Consider the following 16,329-nt stretch of genomic DNA (forward strand, 5'->3'; position numbering starts at 1 on the left):
CCTTGACCACCGAAGCCACCTTGACTACCACCACCAAAGCCGCCTTGATTAGCACCACCAAAGCCGCCTTGATTAGCACCACCAAAGCCACCTTGACCGCCAGTTACAGGTGCGCCAGCTGGGCGTGGGTTACGCGCAGGTACAACTGTTGAAATTGCATGCTTATAAACCATTTGGCTTACTGTATTTTTTAATAAAACCACGTATTGGTCGAAAGATTCAATATGACCTTGTAATTTAATACCGTTTACTAAAAAGATAGAAACAGGAATACGCTCTTTACGAAGCGAATTCAAAAAAGGATCTTGTAAAGTTTGACCTTTAGACATGTCGTTACTCCAAAAAAATAAAAATGTAATCAGCGCAAAAAAAACTATCTTTAATTTTTTAAATTTATAAAAAAGACAGTCCGCAAATTTTGCTTTATCTGTACCAGATACGCAAGTCTTCTTGTGCCTGCTCTAACGTTAAAAAAGTGTTGAATTTGTGATTTTCTCTTAATGAACGTAACCAAGTGTATTGACGCTTAGCCAATTGTCTTGTAGCAAATAGAGCTTGCTCTTGCATTATACGCTGATTAATGTGACTTTTGTCACCATTTAGTAAAAAATTGAGCGCTTGTCTATACCCTACACAACGCATTGAGGGAATATCTGGGGTTAAATCGTATTTATCAATCAATGATTCAACCTCATTTAAAAATCCAATTTCCCACATCTGATTGAGTCTTCGCTCAATTCTTTGATGTAATTCTAACCGATCAGGCATCAAGGCATAATTATGAAATGTGTAACAGTATTCGACATTTTTAGGTTGTTGTGCTTGTAGTTGTGTAATTGGCACACCTGTTAGACGAAAAACCTCTAAAGCACGAATAATGCGCTGTTTATCACTTACCTTGAACTTAGCACCAGCATTGGGGTCAACACGACACAACTCCTGATAAACATCTTCCCACCCTAAAGCATCTGCTTGTGCAACAATCTGGTCACGTACTTGCTGATCTGCACTTGGAAGCTGATCAGATAATCCTTCAAGTAATGCTTTGAAGTATAGCATCGTACCACCAACCAGAATTGGGATCTTGCCTCTAGCATGAATTTCATCAATCAAGCGTGTTGCATCTTCAACAAATTCAGCAGCCGAATACACCTGTAAAGGTGTAATAATATCAATAAGATGATGAGGATATTTTGCTTGTTCTTCCTTATTTGGCTTGGCTGTACCAATATCCATGTCTTGAAAGACTAAAGCAGAATCGACAGAAATTAGCTCAAAATTCCCTTGCTCATACAGCTCACATGCCAAAGCAGTTTTCCCACTTGCAGTTGGACCCATTAAATTGATGACGGGCAATGTATTTGGCATGAAACGCTACTCTCCTCGAGCAAATAATTTATCTAGTTGAGCCAATGGAAATGCACGCCATGTTGGACGCCCATGATTACATTGGCTGGCAAATTCGGTTTGTTCCATCTGACGCAATAATGCATTCATTTCAGACAGACTGAGTTGGCGATGAGCACGTACCGCACCGTGACAAGCCATACCAGCAAGCAGTTGATCACGCTTTTGCAGTAGCCCTTGCACTTCGTCATTTGGATCCAAATCATTGAGTAATTCTGGAATCAATTGTGTGAAATCAGCCTTCTGTAAAATGGCAGGGACACCACGTACAATCGTTTGCTCATCGCCATACTGATCTAGTTCTAAACCCAAACGCTGTAGCTGAGGCTTCAGTTCATCAATCCGCATGGCTTGCATACGACTAATCGAAATCACTTTAGGAATCAAAAGCTGCTGTGATGTCCAAAATTCTGGTTTATCCCAAGCTTGTTTCATTTGCTGCAACAGAATTCGTTCATGGGCTGCATGCATATCCACAATAATCAGACCTTGAGTATTTTGCGCCAAGATATAAATCCCATGTAACTGCGCAATTGCAATTCCCAAAGGATATTCATCTTGAAGATTGGATACAGAAGCTGAATTTTGTTCAACATCTTCTTGGCGTAACGGTGTTAAATACGTTTTTAACGCATTATTGACTTGCGGAGTTGCCTGATAACTCGCTGCCGTTGCACGCTGATATTGCACAGGTTCAACTTTAGCCTGATGAAACTCGGTCATTAACTCAGTAGAGGGTATTGGCTCTGCTTGTGCTTGATTGGCTACATACTCAGCATATTGATGCAGGACAAACTGTTCCTGAACTTTCGGCTGCGCCAACGCCACAGACGGACTCATGGCTTGCGCTAAATCGGCACTGGCGGTTTGAAACTGAGCTAAGGTGTCTTTGGCATAATGACGTACAAACTCATGCACTTCACGCTGATTTAAAAAACGAATTTCATGCTTGGTCGGATGCACATTCACATCAACATTTTCAGGCTCAACTTCTAAAAACAATAAATAGCCCGCATGTTGATGCCCATGCAAAATACCATCGTATGCCATACGTAGTGCATGCGAAATGGTTTTATCCTTCACAATACGCCCATTCACATAAACGTATTGCAAATCCGCTTGAGCACGCGCATCTGACGGATGCCCCAACCAGCCGCTCAAACGCATAGAAATACTTTCAGCATCAATCCAGTAGGCATTTTCGGTAAATGAACGACCTAAAAGCTGCTGAACACGCTGAAAACGAAGCTCTCCACTATCGGCAACAGGTAAATTGAGACGAATCTGATCATTATGTTCAAGCACAAAACGAATATCGAAATGTGTCAACGCCAAACGGCGCACGACTTCTTCAATATGACCAAATTCGGTACTTGGTTTTTTTAAGAATTTACGGCGAGCAGGCACGTTAAAAAATAGGTCCTGCACTCGGATCTGTGTACCTTGATTACTGGCAACAGGTTTGATCTCCTGAGAATCAAATGCCGTACCATTCACTTCAACTTGATACCCTATACCTGACTGATCTTGGCTACTGGTCAGGCTTAAACGCGATACCGCAGCAATAGAGGCGAGTGCTTCACCACGAAAGCCGAGACTGACTATCGCCTGCAAATCTTCAGAAGTCTGGATTTTACTCGTCGCATGGCGCATCACCGCCAATGGTAAATCTTCAGGATGAATCCCTGAACCATTATCAATGATTTCAATCAAGGTACTTCCGCCCTGTGCAACACGAATAATCAGCTCAGTAGCTTGAGCATCAATCGCATTCTCAAGCAGCTCTTTCACCACAGATGCAGGACGTTCAATGACCTCACCCGCAGCAATTTGGTTGGCAAGTGCAGGATTAAGCGTATGAATACGCCGAATTGCAGCATCAACCGACATTAAATGCACCCTGAATTTGATTCAGCACCTGCTGATCGGACATGGTCAACAGAACAGTACGTTCAGCTTCATCATCTTCGCTTTTTAAAATTTCAATGGTTAAATCCGCATCTGGAATTTCATTTCCACCTTTGCTCGGCCATTCAAAAATAAACAGTGCATTGGGTGTTTCCAGATAATCTCGGATGCCCATAAGTTCTAATTCATACGGGTCATTTAAGCGATATAAATCAAAATGGAAAACTGCACGCTCGCCAATTTGATAGGGTTCAACCAAGGTATAAGTTGGGCTTTTCACTGCCCCTTGATGTCCAATTTTCTGCAATAAGTACCGCGTCAGTGTGGTCTTTCCTGCACCCAAATCACCAATTAAATAGATGACGCCTTGTGAAAAATGGGCAGCCAAGGCATGTGCAAGGCGCTGCGTATCTTGTTCAGAGGCTAAAGAAAGTTGCAAGGTATGATTCATAACACTGAAAATAGTCAAAAATGCTGGGCTTATGATAGCATTGCCCCCCATGAAAACCTACCACCTGTTGCGTTCGTTGCGTTATGAATAAACCTGATTTCACTCCACCGATGCTTCATGGCGTTACTGCCAGCAAAGTCTTTCTGATTGCGCAAAATGAACATGACACTATCTATGGTTTTCTCTGTGCACATTTTCCACATATTCAAGCAATTGAATGGCAACAACGCTTTGATGATGGCTTGGTTTTTGATTTATCTGGCGAGAAACTAACTCGATATAGCCCATATCAGAATAATCAGCATATTTATTATTATCGTTTTTTGGCTCATGAAATCACTGTGCCATTTGAACATGAAATCATTTTTGAAAATGATGATTTACTGGTGGTCGATAAACCGCATTTTTTAACCATGACGCCTACGGGTCAATATGTTCAACAAACACTTTTAGTTCGTCTAAAACAACAGACTGGAAACGCTGAACTCACTCCAATTCATCGACTCGATCGGGAAACAGCAGGTATTGTTTTATTTTCTAAACGTCCTGAAACGCGTGGTCTTTATCAGCAATTGTTTGCAACACGACAAATTGAGAAAATTTATCATGCGATTGCACCCTACAGTTCTGAATTAAGCTTTCCAACAACCACTAAATACCGCATGAAAAAAGGCGAACCCTTTTACACCATGCAAATTGTAGATGGTCAAAGCAACAGCGAAACCAGAATCGAGCTTTTAGAACACAATCACATTTGGGCAAAATATTGTTTATATCCAAAAACAGGAAAACAGCATCAGTTACGTGTACACCTCAATGCATTGGGTCTACCGATTTGCCATGATCCATTTTATCCAACAGTTGCTCATAAAGCAGATGATGATTTTTCCCAACCCTTACAATTACTGGCAAAATCATTGAGCTTTCATGATCCAATCACTCAAAAAAGACTCGAATTTAGTTCAAAAAAAGAACTGTTTTTGTAATGACAGAACCATAACATATGCATTGTATTTCGTTGTAGTTTAGTTAAAATGAAGAAATATTCATTTTTTATTTTGGTTTAGCCATGAGAAAAACCGAAGTCTATCAAATACGCTTAGACTCACAAGAAAAAAAACAAGCATTCGCAGTCTTCAAACAGTTAGGCATTACTCCTGCGCAGGCGGTACGTCTATTTTTCAAACAAGTTGTTCTGACCAAATCAATTCCTTTTTCTATTGAAAATCCGAATATTGATTTAGAGCACCTCATCAAACTCAAAAAATTTCAGCTTTCTACTTCTACTCCAGTATTGGAGCCTGATACTGAACACCAAGATATTTTTGATGAACTCGATGCAATTTTGAAAGAAAATCCACAAAATTAAAGGCATTACATTTTTATACAATCCACATAATTCTTTGAAGTTTTTTTTGTTATTCTCAAAAATAAGAATAAATCAGATGCAGCAATGGAGTATGCAATGATTGTAAGACGTGCAACCGCTGAAGATCTTCCACAACTTGCGGTGCTATTTGATGAATATCGACAATTTTATGGCGCATCTTCAAACATTAAAGAATCGCTAAATTTTCTCAAGCAACGTTTTGAAAATGAAGAAAGTGTGATTTTTATTCATATTAAGGATGATGTGTTTACAGGATTTATTATCCTATATTTAGGTTTTTCTTCTGTCACCTGCTCGACTTACTATATTTTAGATGATGTTTATGTAACACCAGCATATCGACGTCAAGGTTCTGCTCAACAGCTCATTGATACTGCAATTCATTTTGCACGCTATGAAAATGCGTTACGTATTACACTCGAAACCCAAAAAACCAATGTGATATCACATCAGTTATATGAAAAAATGGGTTTTGTGAAAGATCAAGAATTCCAAACCTTTCACTGTTTCTTAAAATAAGTTATTCAGTACGACGAAATGTTGCCAACTGAACTTGTTCAGGGCTGAGATAAATCCATTCGCCTTGAGCCAAATCGGTTGGCAACTCCAGTTTCCCGACCCGATGTCGATGTAATTCAGTCACTTTATTCCCTACCGCAGCCAACATTCGTTTCACTTGATGGTAAACACCTTGGTGAATGGTCATGCGTAGTTCATGTTCGCCGACGTGCTGAATTTGCGATGCTTGGAAAATCCCTTTTTCGTTACGAAGTTCAACCCCTTGTTGTAATTGTTGGATTTGCAATTCAGTAATCGGATCAGCGGTTTTTAACCAATATTCTTTATCGACATGTTTTTTCGGGTGTGTAGAAGCTTGAATAAAACGCCCATCATCACTCAATAAAACCAAACCTGTTGTATCCTGATCAAGCCGTCCAACAGTTTGAATTCCTCGCTCACGCAAATGCTCAGGAAAAAGCTGAAAAACACTGAAATGAAACTGTGCTTGGTGTGAACACTCATAACCTTGAGGTTTATTCAGGGCAATATAGACGTGTTCACGATAGATACACGTCAACTCCCCCACTTGAAATTCCAAATTTTGTGGCTGAAATTGGGATTTGAGTTGATCACAGATCTCACCATTGACTTTAACCAGTCCACGCTGAATCAAGCTTTGACATTGCTTTCTTGAACCAAAGCCCTGAGATTGCAAAATTTTTTCCAACAGCACAATATTTTCTCAATTTTCAAATTCAGCATATTTTACGCAGTTTTTAGGGAATAATCTCAATTTATGCAAAATCCCGACTATTTCAGTTAGAATATTGCACAATTAAACCGACTGAGAACCGCACATGACTTCATCTTTGGATTTAAATTTAATTGCGTTAATTGTGCTTCTTGCTTGCGGTATTCTTAGTCATAACTCATCTGTGACCATTGCCAGTGCTGTTTTGATTGTCGTTCGCATCTCCCCACTCGATCAGTATTTTCCATTTTTACAAACACATGCTTTAAATATCGGGATTACCATTTTAACCATTGGCGTTTTAACACCCATTGCTAGCGGTAAAATTCCAGGAGAAATGATTCTGAAATCATTTATGAGCTACAAATCTATTTTAGCAATTGTGATTGGTTTAATGGTCGCTTGGCTTGGTGGACGTGGTGTGAAACTCATGAGTAATCAACCTGATGTTGTCGCTGGCTTACTCATCGGGACTGTCGCTGGGGTTGCTGTTTTACGTGGTGTTCCTGTTGGTCCACTCATTGCTGCAGGCTTATTGTCCTTATTAATTGGTCAGTCTTAAAATTAACTCAATCCAAGAATTTAAAATTAAGCCCTTTTGCTTTGTATTTCTCCTTTATTAAACACTAAAGGAGAAATACTTTATATGACTGAAAACTAAGAAGAATAGTAGCTACTTCTCTTTTGTGAAAATTTATCAAGCTGCTTAAGGAAGCCTTCAAAATAATTCTTCTCTTTATCTTCGGTTCGGAAGCCAGCGTACAAAGTACGGCGTAAGCCTTGTGGCGAGACGCAGTCTAAACGACGACTTGTCACCCAACCTTTTTGTTCGTATTCATTAACGACCCAATCAGGCAATGCAGCAATACCACGCCCACTTGCTACCAACTGAATTAACATTTGCGTCAAATCCGTGGTACGAATGTTTTTCGGCTGAATATTTGCAGGAATAAAGAGATGCGACATAATGTCCAAACGGTGCTTATCAACAGGATAAGTAATCAGTGTTTCTTCTGCCAATTCCTGTACTGTAATCCGATCTGCACGAACTAACGGATGCGTGTTTGATAGCACCAAACGCGATTCGTATTCAAAAATTGGAAAATATTCAATGCCTTTTAACGCAATTGGATCTGCGGTAATCAACAAATCAAACTCACCACTTTGTAGCAATTCATGAGGATTCGACTCAAATGCTGAAGCGAAGTCCAAATCTACATCTGGATATTGCTGACGATACTGGTTGAGCAATGGCATCAGCCAGTCAAAACAGCTATGACATTCTGAGGAAAAAATAATCCGTCCAGTTTGACCATGCACGATACGGGTAATATCACTTTGAGCAATCTGAATTTGCGGCAAAATATCATCAGCAAGTTTCAGTAAACGCTGTCCAACATTAGAAAACTGTACAGGACGGCTACGACGATTAACGACTTCCACACCATACCACAAATCTAATTCTTTTAACTGATGCGAAATCGCAGAAGGTGTCAGGCACAAATCATTGGCTGCAGCAACTAATGAACCATGTTCTCTTAATGCAATTAAAGTTTTTAAATGTCGAATTTCTAACATACAGCTGTCTTTTATTGAATTTAATTCAATATAACATGAAATTAATTAGCTTACCTCAACATGAATTATATTTTATTATTACTTCATTAGATGAATTTTTATAATCTCATGAGTCCATCCTGTGATGGCGGCCTTAAAACCGATTATAAGGAAAAAACTCATATTAGACTTCTTTCATAATTGCTTACACCCTCTTTATTTTTCCCCCATAGGGAGAAATAAAAAGGACTTATGAAAGAAGTCTATTGCTTTAAAACAGATTCTAGATATGACGAAACAAGTACTTAAACAACTTACGATCTTAATTCTAAAAAATAAAAATAATGTTCTTCATTAAAATAAGAAATCAATGCCTAAGCTTGCTTAGGCTTTTTTTATTACTTGAGAAATTTTTCTAAAATCAATGCTTAGATACGTCCTGAATATAAAAGACTTTATGAGAAAAATAAGGAATATGGTAGAACCCAATCCAATATAGTCGAAAAAGACCCAGCGATTAGTCCCAATTTCTAACTGTTTCCCTGCATCAACTGGAGTAATTTTATATTCATTGCTCAGCATTAAACACTCTGAAATATGCTGCCCATGGATTTCGATTTATGGGTTCAAAGCATCCTAAAGTTTTAATGGTTCCGACTTGCAAAATGCCATCCATATCAGGCAATACGATCTTTTGAGATTCACCTGTCTTTATAGAGCCAACATTTTTACCGTTAAAAAAAATACATAGCGTAGATGCTACGCCGAATAAGGTTTCTAAAAAATTTGAGGTTTTATATAAGACAATTTCCAAGATTTCTTCTTCTTTTACTTTTTTATAAAATATTAAATGAAATCAAAGTTGCCATATAGGATAGACAACTTTGTTGATCAATGCTTCGTTTTGATTTTAAAAGATAGCAGCAGATGAAGAATGAAGGTTCATCATTCAATTCAGTATCTTTATTTATACTCAGAATAATCAGGTTTTTGAATACGATACAAACCACAATTCCCTGAAAATAAATAAGCCAATAAACAGGTAATGACTGCATAGACTGAAATAGAGTTCCCAAACAATTCGATCGCTAAAACAATAGAGGTCAAAGGCGCTTTACTCGCACCAGAAAACAAACTCACCAAGCCTAACCCAGCCAGCAAAGATAGAGGTAATGGTAAAAATTGACTCAAACCATTCCCCAATGTTGTTCCAACAAAAAATAATGGTGTAATTTCTCCACCTTTAAAGCCAGAGCCAAGCGTAATTGCGGTAAAAATGGTTTTATTAATAAAATCGGTTATTGGTAAAGGAACTTGGAATGACGCAATAATGGTTGGAATACCCAAGCCATTAAAATGATGATGTCCTACAAAAATCGTGAGTAGCATCACTAAAATACCACCAAGCATCGGCCGAAATGGCACAAAGGTCACGTACTTTGAAAATAAATTACCGACAAAGTGAATTGAAACGATAAAAAACCGCGTCACCAAGCCAAAGATCAGCCCTGCAACAATCAAACTTAAAATTACAGAAAGATTAAAATCTGGAAAACTGGTAATTTTATAAAAACGGTGCGGATGCAAAATATCAAAAAACTCAGGAACACTTGCCGCTACAACCGAAGAAAGAAAACAAGGAAATACTGCTGAATAGCGCAAACTTCCTAATGCGGTAATCTCCAAGCCATAAATTGCGCCCGCCAATGGCAAACCAAAAATAGCAGAAAAACCAGAACCAATACTCGATATCAGAAAAATTTTTCGATTATCTTTGGATACTTTTAAGAGCTGAGCAATATGATCCGTTAATGCACCAGAGAGCTGTACTGCTGGAGCTTCTCGGCCCGCAGAACCACCAAAAAACTGGGTCAAAATTGCGGTGAAAAAAATCAACGGACTCATTCGTTTGGGAATGAATGAACGAGGCTCATGAATTTCATCAATCAATAAATGGGTTCCCCGTTCAATTGGCGTACCATAACGGTGAAACAACATCCCGATTCCCAACCCGACAAAAGGCAAGAAAAAGATTAACCAAGGGTACTCATTTCGCACTTTGGTTGCCAAATCAAAACAGTTAAAAATGAGCGTTGAAGCCAATCCCGAAATTAGCCCAATGATCGTAGATGCGACCAGCCAATAGAGTGAATATTTAATAATTTGTTTGTATTCAGAAGACGGGAAAATTTTCATTGGTGTCACATACTGCGGACTGCAGTTACTCTCTAGGGCGAGCGGGAAAATTGGATTCCCATTTTAACATGGGTTCACCTAATTTTAATTAGCGTTTTTGATCAAATCAAAAAAAAGCCCTGATTAAATCAGAGCTTTTTTTGAATACAGAATTTTATCAAGCAGTTAGTTCTTTTACTGCTGCAACAACTGCATCACTTGTAATTCCGAAGAATTTGAACAAGTCTTTTGCTGGCGCTGATTCACCGTAAGTTGTCATGCCGATCACTTTGCCGTCCAAGCCAACAAACTTCCACCAGTAGTCAACATGTGCAGCTTCAACAGCAACACGCGCACGGATTGCCGCAGGAAGTACCGCTTCACGGTAAGCAGCATCTTGCTTCATGAATTCTTCAGCACATGGCATAGAAACAACACGCACGCCTTCAAGTTGTGCATATGCATCCATTGCCAAAGCAACTTCTGAACCTGTTGCAATAATGATTGCTTTCAACTCGCCTTTTTCTTCAGCAAGCACATAACCACCTTTCGCAGCATTTTCAATTTGTGCAGCAGTACGTGTTTGGAATGCCAAGTTTTGACGTGAAAGAATCAATGCAGTTGGGCCATCTTTACGAGCCAAAGCAGATTTCCAAGCAATCGCTGTTTCAACAGTGTCAGCAGGACGCCATGTGTTCAGGTTTGGCGTACCACGTAGAGACGCAATTTGCTCGATTGGCTGGTGTGTTGGGCCATCTTCACCCAAACCGATAGAATCATGCGTATAAACATGAATCACACGTTGTTTCATCAGTGCAGACATACGAACTGCATTACGCGCATATTCCATAAACATTAAGAATGTTGCAACGTAAGGAATGAAACCACCATGCAACGCAACACCGTTTGCAATTGCAGTCATACCAAACTCACGTACACCATAATGCACGTAGTTACCCGCTGGATTGTCTTGTACGCCTTGGCAACCTTTCCAAAGTGTTAAGTTAGAACCCGCCAAGTCAGCAGAACCACCTAAAAGTTCAGGTAACAATGGACCAAAGGCTTGTAATGTGTTTTGGCTTGCTTTACGTGTTGCAATCGTTTCTGCTTTTTCATTGGTTTGAGCAATGAATGCATCCGCTTGTGCCAAAAATTCAGCAGGTAAATCACCTTCAATACGGCGAAGCAATTCTGCTGCTTCTGTTGGATATTTTGCTTGATACGCTGCAAATACAGTATTCCAAGCTGCTTCAGCTTCAGACCCTTTTGCTTTTGCATCCCAAGCTGCATATACATCGGCAGGAATTTCAAACGCAGCTTCTGTCCAACCTAATGCTTCACGTGTTAATGCAATTTCATCATTACCAAGTGGCGCACCGTGGCAATCTTCTTTACCTTGCTTGTTTGGTGAGCCTAAACCAATAATGGTTTTACAAATAATAATGGTTGGTTTTTGAGTTTCAGCTTTCGCTTCAACAGTCGCTTGACGGATTGCAACAGCATCATGCCCATCTACACGTAGAACTTGCCAGCCGTAAGCTTTGAAACGTTGTTCTGTATCATCAGAGAACCAGCCTTCAACTTCACCATCAATTGAAATGCCGTTGTCATCGTAATATGCAATCAATTTACCCAGTTGCAAGGTACCTGCCAAAGAACATACTTCATGAGAAATACCTTCCATTAAGCAGCCATCGCCCAAGAAACAGTAAGTGAAGTGATCAACAACGGTTAAATCATCTTTGTTGAATTGAGCAGCTAAAGTTTTTTCTGCTAGCGCGAAACCAACCGCATTGGCAATCCCTTGACCCAAAGGACCAGTCGTGGTTTCAATACCTGGTGCATAACCATATTCAGGGTGACCAGGCGTGCGTGAGTGTAACTGACGGAATTGTTTTAAATCTTCAATTGAAAGATCATAACCTGTTAAATGTAGCAAAGCATAATGCAACATAGAACCATGACCATTTGACAATACAAAACGGTCGCGGTTCGCCCATTGTGGGTTTGTTGGATTGTGACTTAAAAATTCACGCCAAACTACATCGGCGATATCTGCCATCCCCATTGGCGCACCAGGATGCCCTGAATTAGCTTGTTGCACTGCATCCATTGCAAGTACACGGATTGCATTTGCAATTCGACGTTCATTTAAAGGGGTTGTCATAGGTCAGAATCCAGAAATCGAATGTTTAAAGAGAATAAGTGAATACTATATTCAAGACCCGACTATTGTCTTAAAAAAATGAAGATGGGTAAAGCCTATTGCCGATGATTTAAACAAATCCTGTAAAATTCTTTAGCAATTCACTCAGATTACATACAATCGTTTAAAAACCCCGCTTATTCATTCAACAGCTATAGATTGCTGTTTTTATTCTAAAATCATAATTTCTTAAATATTTCAAATAACTTATCAGTTTTCCAAATGCTGAATATCAGTAAAAAGAAAGCTATTTTGCAAGAAATTTATTCAATTTAATCAGGTTTCTCTAGTCGTATCGTGCTAGGCGAGGTAACATATCGCGTCGTTAAATTTACTGTGATAGGACTTTCATGCGCGAGTACGCTGTTTTTACTTCGGAATCTGTAAGCGAAGGTCATCCAGATAAAATGGCTGACCAAATCAGTGATGCTATTTTGGATGCAATTTTAAGAGAAGACCCATACGCACGGGTTGCTTGTGAAACATTAGTAAAAACGGGTGCAGTTGTTCTTGCGGGTGAAATCACAACCACTGCCAATGTCGATGTTGAAGCAATTGTACGTAAAACTGTAAACGGTATCGGTTACCATCATTCAGACCTTGGTTTTGATGGTTCAACTTGTGCTGTGATCAACATGATTGGTAAGCAGTCTCCTGAAATTGCACAAGGTGTTGACCGCCAAAAACCTGAAGATCAAGGTGCAGGTGACCAAGGCTTAATGTTTGGTTATGCTAGCCGCGAAACTGACGTATTAATGCCAGCGCCTATTTCTTATGCTCACCGTCTAATGGAACGCCAAGCAGAATTACGTCGCTCAGGTGTCTTACCTTGGTTACGTCCAGATGCGAAAAGCCAAGTAACATTTGCTTATGAAAATGGCAAACCTGTTCGTTTAGATGCAGTTGTACTTTCAACTCAACACGATCCTGAGATTTCACAAGCAAACTTAAAAGAAGCTGTGATCGAAGAAATCGTGAAAAAAATCATTCCTACTGAAATGTTCCATGCGGGCACCAAATTCCACATCAACCCAACAGGCATGTTTGTGATCGGTGGTCCTGTCGGTGACTGTGGTTTGACGGGTCGTAAAATTATTGTAGATACTTACGGTGGTATGGCGCGTCACGGTGGTGGTGCTTTCTCAGGTAAAGATCCATCAAAAGTTGACCGTTCTGCTGCTTACGCAGGCCGTTATGTTGCAAAAAATATTGTTGCAGCAGGCTTAGCAGACAAATGTGAAATTCAAGTGAGTTATGCAATTGGTGTTGCAGAACCAACTTCTATTTCAATCAACACATTCAATACTGCAAAAGTAGATGACGAATTGATCATTGCTTTGGTTCGTGAGCACTTTGACTTACGTCCATATGGTATTACCAACATGTTGAATTTGATTCAACCGATGTACAAGCAAACAGCTGCTTATGGTCACTTTGGTCGCCAAGGTTCTGACACTGCATTTACATGGGAAAAAACGGACAAGGCTGAAGCACTTCGTCAGGCTGCTGGCTTATAAGTTTAAGCTGCCTTTTATATAAAAATAGCTCGCTTCATGCGGGCTATTTTTATATCGATTTTAATTGGTGTTTTTTCCCGAACTTAAAAAATCGACAACGCTTTTTGGTTCTGCCTGTACTGGGTGATTTTTTAAATACATCTTGCCTAGCGTAATTCCCAATGCAACGACCAAACCAGCCACACAACAAAAAAACCAGAAGCCAAAAGGACTACGGATATTATGTGATCCGCAATTTGGACAAGTTTTATCTGTAGCAAGCACAACCTGATTACAACAGGCACAGCGATATTGGTACATCATCACCACCTCCTTCGATTCAGATGACCCGTCTCTCAGACCATTAATTTTAGAATAATCATAGAATAAACAGGCTTCAAGGCATTTTTATGACTTTTTTCAAGTAAAATCATCAAAAATCCAGAATCACTGGAATTACCAAGAAGCCACGTTTAAAATATTGATCCATCATTATTTCAGAGATCATCATGGAGAAATTAATAGCAAAAGGTGGTTTCCGTGAACGTGCTAATCGTCAACGCAAATACCAAAACTCAGAAAATCAACAAACAACGTTGCAACCGCATCGTTACAACACGCAAGATACAACTGTCGAAACAACACCATTAGCAACAGCAACTACCGATCACAGCAAATCTGAGCAATAAAAAAACCGAATCTTGTGTGATTCGGTTTTTTATAGATCATACTAACCATGCGAATTGCTTAGTTCTTTTTCACATCTTTCATTTCAATTTTTTGATAATCAGGATTCACTTCACGCGCTTCACCATCAATAATGCTTGAATCTCGTGATGAATGACCAGCTTGACCATTTTGCATATCCTGCATTTGACGCATCAAATCAGCAAACGGATTTTGAGCACCCTGCTCCCCGCCCATCATACCACCCATCATTTTATTCATCATATTTTGCTGACGTTTTGCCATAGCTGACATGAGTGCATTCACCAACAGTTTTTGTATTGGTGGTAATAAAACCAAAACTGCCAATACATCTGTAATTAATCCAGGAATCATCAACAGAATACCTGCGATCGCAACAGCAATCTTACGCGTCACAACAGGATCTGCACCCAATTGTCCTGTCATTTGCAATTGCTGTAACTGCGGCATAATGCTGCCCGCACTTGAGCGTAGTAACTTAAAACCAATGACAAATGCAGCAATGAACCAAAAAAACACATACCATCCACTAATGAAATGTGCCACGCCAATCCACACCGCAATTTCAAGTATTGCACCAATTAGCACTGTCAGTATTAAGTTCATGAAATTTAAATTAATCCTTTCAAAACAAATCAAGCATATTGCTTTTTAAAGCGATTATTTAAAGATATGGGCATTCTTTTATTTTTAAAGCCCCATATATTCATAATCCTGAATTTTTATAAAAAAAGCTCGCATATCAATACGAGCTTTGTTGCTGACATTGAATTCGAAAAGCTTGCATAAACCCAAATATCAACCTTCCATATCAGATATTTTCGAGACTAGAAATGAAATAAATCAAATAATTGACTGATCTCAAAATTATTTAACAACGGCCTTTTTTGGCTTGACCTGGTGGACAAAAACCACCGTCTCCACCGCCATATGAATGATCTGGATCAACCACGATGCTCCCTGCTGGTGTATAAACCGCACAGGCCGACAAAGACAAACTAAATATAACGCCCAATCCTAGAAGAATTTGCTTCATGCAATTACCTTTTCATATTCTATATTCACATCATGCAATATTTTCTCACATTTATCTTTAAGATTGATCTTTTTAGGAAAAAATAGTATCTATGTTCAACCATCAATTATCAATTGCTGAGGTTTTCAGCACTTTGACTGCACAAATCAGTCATCAACTCCTATAATAAAAAAATTCAAACACTCAGCGAAAAAAATGGCATTAATTATTGGGATCGATCCCGGCTCTCGCCTGACAGGTTATGGCATTATTGAGCATCAAGGCAGTCAGCTTAAATTTATCGATGCAGGCACGATTCGCACAGAATCCCAAGATATGCCTGAACGGCTTAAGCGCATTTTTGCGGGTATTGAACGCATTGTAAAATTTCACGGCCCTACTGAAGCAGCGGTTGAACAAGTCTTTATGGCGCAAAACCCTGACTCAGCGCTTAAACTTGGACAAGCACGTGGTGCTGCGATTGCTGCATTAGTCAATTTAGATTTACAAGTTGCTGAATACACTGCTCGACAAATCAAACAGTCTGTCGTTGGTTATGGTGCTGCCGACAAAGAACAAGTGCAAATGATGGTCATGAAACTGTTAAAACTTGAGATTCAACCACAAGCCGATGCTGCCGATGCACTTGCTGCGGCAATCTGCCATGCACACGCTTCAGGCAGCATGAGTAAACTTGCGGTATTAAATGCCTTAGGTGGCATGGCACGCGGACGTAGCCGTTATAGCTCACGCCGCCGCTAAAG

General features: G+C 39.6%; 19 protein-coding genes. 7 read left to right on the forward strand and 12 right to left on the reverse strand.

The features are described 5' to 3' along the window. The 4 genes from hfq to tsaE form a co-directional block, all read right to left on the reverse strand. Positions 1-329, reverse strand: a 329-nt coding sequence (hfq, locus tag C1A47_RS02705; protein ID WP_111893051.1) for an RNA chaperone Hfq, incomplete at its 3' end; no start/stop codon positions are given. 94 nt (positions 330-423) lie between these two features. Continuing rightward, on the reverse strand, positions 424-1,368 hold the full coding sequence (gene miaA / locus C1A47_RS02710) for a tRNA (adenosine(37)-N6)-dimethylallyltransferase MiaA (protein WP_111892206.1): 945 nt from the start codon (positions 1,366-1,368) through the stop codon (positions 424-426). Between the two features lie 6 nt (positions 1,369-1,374). Continuing rightward, the gene (gene mutL / locus C1A47_RS02715; RefSeq protein ID WP_111892207.1) at positions 1,375-3,297 is read right to left on the reverse strand and encodes a DNA mismatch repair endonuclease MutL; all 1,923 of its coding nucleotides are present in this window, start codon (positions 3,295-3,297) and stop codon (positions 1,375-1,377) included. Further along, complete coding sequence (gene tsaE / locus C1A47_RS02720) at positions 3,287-3,766, reverse strand: tRNA (adenosine(37)-N6)-threonylcarbamoyltransferase complex ATPase subunit type 1 TsaE (protein ID WP_111893053.1); 480 nt, start codon at positions 3,764-3,766, stop codon at positions 3,287-3,289. The genes mutL and tsaE overlap by 11 nt, the downstream gene beginning before the upstream one ends. 83 nt (positions 3,767-3,849) lie before the next feature. Between tsaE and C1A47_RS02725 the strand changes: the two genes are divergently transcribed. From C1A47_RS02725 to C1A47_RS02735, 3 genes are all read left to right on the forward strand, one after another. Continuing rightward, positions 3,850-4,752, forward strand: coding sequence for an RluA family pseudouridine synthase (locus tag C1A47_RS02725; RefSeq protein ID WP_111892208.1), 903 nt, complete (start codon positions 3,850-3,852; stop codon positions 4,750-4,752). A gap of 83 nt (positions 4,753-4,835) precedes the next feature. Continuing rightward, entirely contained in the window at positions 4,836-5,135 is a 300-nt protein-coding gene (locus tag C1A47_RS02730; protein WP_111892209.1) for a type II toxin-antitoxin system RelB/DinJ family antitoxin, read from the forward strand. 96 nt (positions 5,136-5,231) lie between these two features. Beyond that, positions 5,232-5,675, forward strand: a complete 444-nt coding sequence (locus tag C1A47_RS02735) for a GNAT family N-acetyltransferase (RefSeq protein WP_111892210.1) — start codon at positions 5,232-5,234, stop codon at positions 5,673-5,675. A 1-nt stretch (position 5,676) separates the two neighbouring features. Here C1A47_RS02735 and C1A47_RS02740 read toward each other — a convergent pair whose 3' ends face one another. Beyond that, positions 5,677-6,390 carry a pseudouridine synthase gene (locus C1A47_RS02740; protein WP_111892211.1) on the reverse strand — a complete coding sequence of 238 codons (714 nt, stop codon included), beginning with the start codon at positions 6,388-6,390 and terminating at the stop codon, positions 5,677-5,679. Positions 6,391-6,514: 124 nt separating this feature from the next. Here C1A47_RS02740 and C1A47_RS02745 point away from each other — a divergent pair, with 124 nt between their 5' ends. Next, positions 6,515-6,970, forward strand: coding sequence for a DUF441 domain-containing protein (locus C1A47_RS02745; RefSeq protein WP_111892212.1), 456 nt, complete (start codon positions 6,515-6,517; stop codon positions 6,968-6,970). 95 nt (positions 6,971-7,065) lie between these two features. On the opposite strand, the gene C1A47_RS02750 is transcribed toward C1A47_RS02745, so the two are convergent. The 4 genes from C1A47_RS02750 to tkt all read right to left on the reverse strand — a co-directional run bounded on the left by C1A47_RS02750 (position 7,066) and on the right by tkt (position 12,307). Then, entirely contained in the window at positions 7,066-7,986 is a 921-nt protein-coding gene (locus C1A47_RS02750) for a LysR family transcriptional regulator (RefSeq protein WP_111892213.1), read from the reverse strand. 547 nt (positions 7,987-8,533) lie between these two features. Then, positions 8,534-8,779 carry a hypothetical protein gene (locus C1A47_RS17630; RefSeq protein WP_162625911.1) on the reverse strand — a complete coding sequence of 82 codons (246 nt, stop codon included), beginning with the start codon at positions 8,777-8,779 and terminating at the stop codon, positions 8,534-8,536. A gap of 149 nt (positions 8,780-8,928) precedes the next feature. Then, positions 8,929-10,161 (reverse strand): chloride channel protein, encoded by a 1,233-nt coding sequence (locus C1A47_RS02760; RefSeq protein WP_111892215.1) that lies wholly within the window; start codon positions 10,159-10,161, stop codon positions 8,929-8,931. Between the two features lie 157 nt (positions 10,162-10,318). Then, entirely contained in the window at positions 10,319-12,307 is a 1,989-nt protein-coding gene (tkt, locus tag C1A47_RS02765; protein WP_111892216.1) for a transketolase, read from the reverse strand. A gap of 389 nt (positions 12,308-12,696) precedes the next feature. Here tkt and metK point away from each other — a divergent pair, with 389 nt between their 5' ends. Beyond that, positions 12,697-13,863: a methionine adenosyltransferase gene (metK, locus tag C1A47_RS02770; RefSeq protein WP_111892218.1), complete on the forward strand. Its 1,167-nt coding sequence runs from the start codon at positions 12,697-12,699 to the stop codon at positions 13,861-13,863. 60 nt (positions 13,864-13,923) lie between these two features. Here metK and C1A47_RS02775 read toward each other — a convergent pair whose 3' ends face one another. After that, positions 13,924-14,166, reverse strand: a complete 243-nt coding sequence (locus C1A47_RS02775; protein ID WP_111892220.1) for a hypothetical protein — start codon at positions 14,164-14,166, stop codon at positions 13,924-13,926. A 185-nt stretch (positions 14,167-14,351) separates the two neighbouring features. On the opposite strand from C1A47_RS02775, the gene C1A47_RS02780 reads away from it, so the two are divergent. Continuing rightward, positions 14,352-14,531 (forward strand): hypothetical protein, encoded by a 180-nt coding sequence (locus C1A47_RS02780; protein ID WP_111892222.1) that lies wholly within the window; start codon positions 14,352-14,354, stop codon positions 14,529-14,531. Between the two features lie 58 nt (positions 14,532-14,589). Here C1A47_RS02780 and C1A47_RS02785 read toward each other — a convergent pair whose 3' ends face one another. Both C1A47_RS02785 and C1A47_RS17715 read right to left on the reverse strand, forming a co-directional pair. Continuing rightward, a complete protein-coding gene (locus C1A47_RS02785) occupies positions 14,590-15,156 on the reverse strand; it encodes an FxsA family protein (protein ID WP_111892224.1) in 567 nt (188 codons plus the stop codon). A gap of 265 nt (positions 15,157-15,421) precedes the next feature. Further along, positions 15,422-15,586 (reverse strand): hypothetical protein, encoded by a 165-nt coding sequence (locus C1A47_RS17715; RefSeq protein WP_171294320.1) that lies wholly within the window; start codon positions 15,584-15,586, stop codon positions 15,422-15,424. A gap of 195 nt (positions 15,587-15,781) precedes the next feature. Between C1A47_RS17715 and ruvC the strand changes: the two genes are divergently transcribed. After that, positions 15,782-16,327, forward strand: a complete 546-nt coding sequence (gene ruvC / locus C1A47_RS02790; protein WP_111892226.1) for a crossover junction endodeoxyribonuclease RuvC — start codon at positions 15,782-15,784, stop codon at positions 16,325-16,327. The last annotated feature ends 2 nt before the right edge of the window (positions 16,328-16,329 follow it).

This window comes from Acinetobacter sp. MB5 (assembly GCF_003261585.1).
Taxonomy (GTDB): Bacteria; Pseudomonadota; Gammaproteobacteria; order Pseudomonadales; family Moraxellaceae; genus Acinetobacter.

Excerpts from the sequence above, each read along its gene's own strand:
- miaA (WP_111892206.1), bottom strand. The coding sequence starts at position 1,368 with ATGCCAAATACATTGCCCGTCATCAATTTAATGGGTCCAACTGCAAGT.
- mutL (WP_111892207.1), bottom strand. The coding sequence starts at position 3,297 with ATGTCGGTTGATGCTGCAATTCGGCGTATTCATACGCTTAATCCTGCA.
- tsaE (WP_111893053.1), bottom strand. The coding sequence starts at position 3,766 with ATGAATCATACCTTGCAACTTTCTTTAGCCTCTGAACAAGATACGCAG.
- C1A47_RS02725 (WP_111892208.1), top strand. The coding sequence starts at position 3,850 with ATGAATAAACCTGATTTCACTCCACCGATGCTTCATGGCGTTACTGCC.
- C1A47_RS02730 (WP_111892209.1), top strand. The coding sequence starts at position 4,836 with ATGAGAAAAACCGAAGTCTATCAAATACGCTTAGACTCACAAGAAAAA.
- C1A47_RS02735 (WP_111892210.1), top strand. The coding sequence starts at position 5,232 with ATGATTGTAAGACGTGCAACCGCTGAAGATCTTCCACAACTTGCGGTG.
- C1A47_RS02745 (WP_111892212.1), top strand. The coding sequence starts at position 6,515 with ATGACTTCATCTTTGGATTTAAATTTAATTGCGTTAATTGTGCTTCTT.
- C1A47_RS02750 (WP_111892213.1), bottom strand. The coding sequence starts at position 7,986 with ATGTTAGAAATTCGACATTTAAAAACTTTAATTGCATTAAGAGAACAT.
- C1A47_RS02760 (WP_111892215.1), bottom strand. The coding sequence starts at position 10,161 with ATGAAAATTTTCCCGTCTTCTGAATACAAACAAATTATTAAATATTCA.
- tkt (WP_111892216.1), bottom strand. The coding sequence starts at position 12,307 with ATGACAACCCCTTTAAATGAACGTCGAATTGCAAATGCAATCCGTGTA.
- metK (WP_111892218.1), top strand. The coding sequence starts at position 12,697 with ATGCGCGAGTACGCTGTTTTTACTTCGGAATCTGTAAGCGAAGGTCAT.
- C1A47_RS02775 (WP_111892220.1), bottom strand. The coding sequence starts at position 14,166 with ATGATGTACCAATATCGCTGTGCCTGTTGTAATCAGGTTGTGCTTGCT.
- C1A47_RS02780 (WP_111892222.1), top strand. The coding sequence starts at position 14,352 with ATGGAGAAATTAATAGCAAAAGGTGGTTTCCGTGAACGTGCTAATCGT.
- C1A47_RS02785 (WP_111892224.1), bottom strand. The coding sequence starts at position 15,156 with ATGAACTTAATACTGACAGTGCTAATTGGTGCAATACTTGAAATTGCG.
- C1A47_RS17715 (WP_171294320.1), bottom strand. The coding sequence starts at position 15,586 with ATGAAGCAAATTCTTCTAGGATTGGGCGTTATATTTAGTTTGTCTTTG.
- ruvC (WP_111892226.1), top strand. The coding sequence starts at position 15,782 with ATGGCATTAATTATTGGGATCGATCCCGGCTCTCGCCTGACAGGTTAT.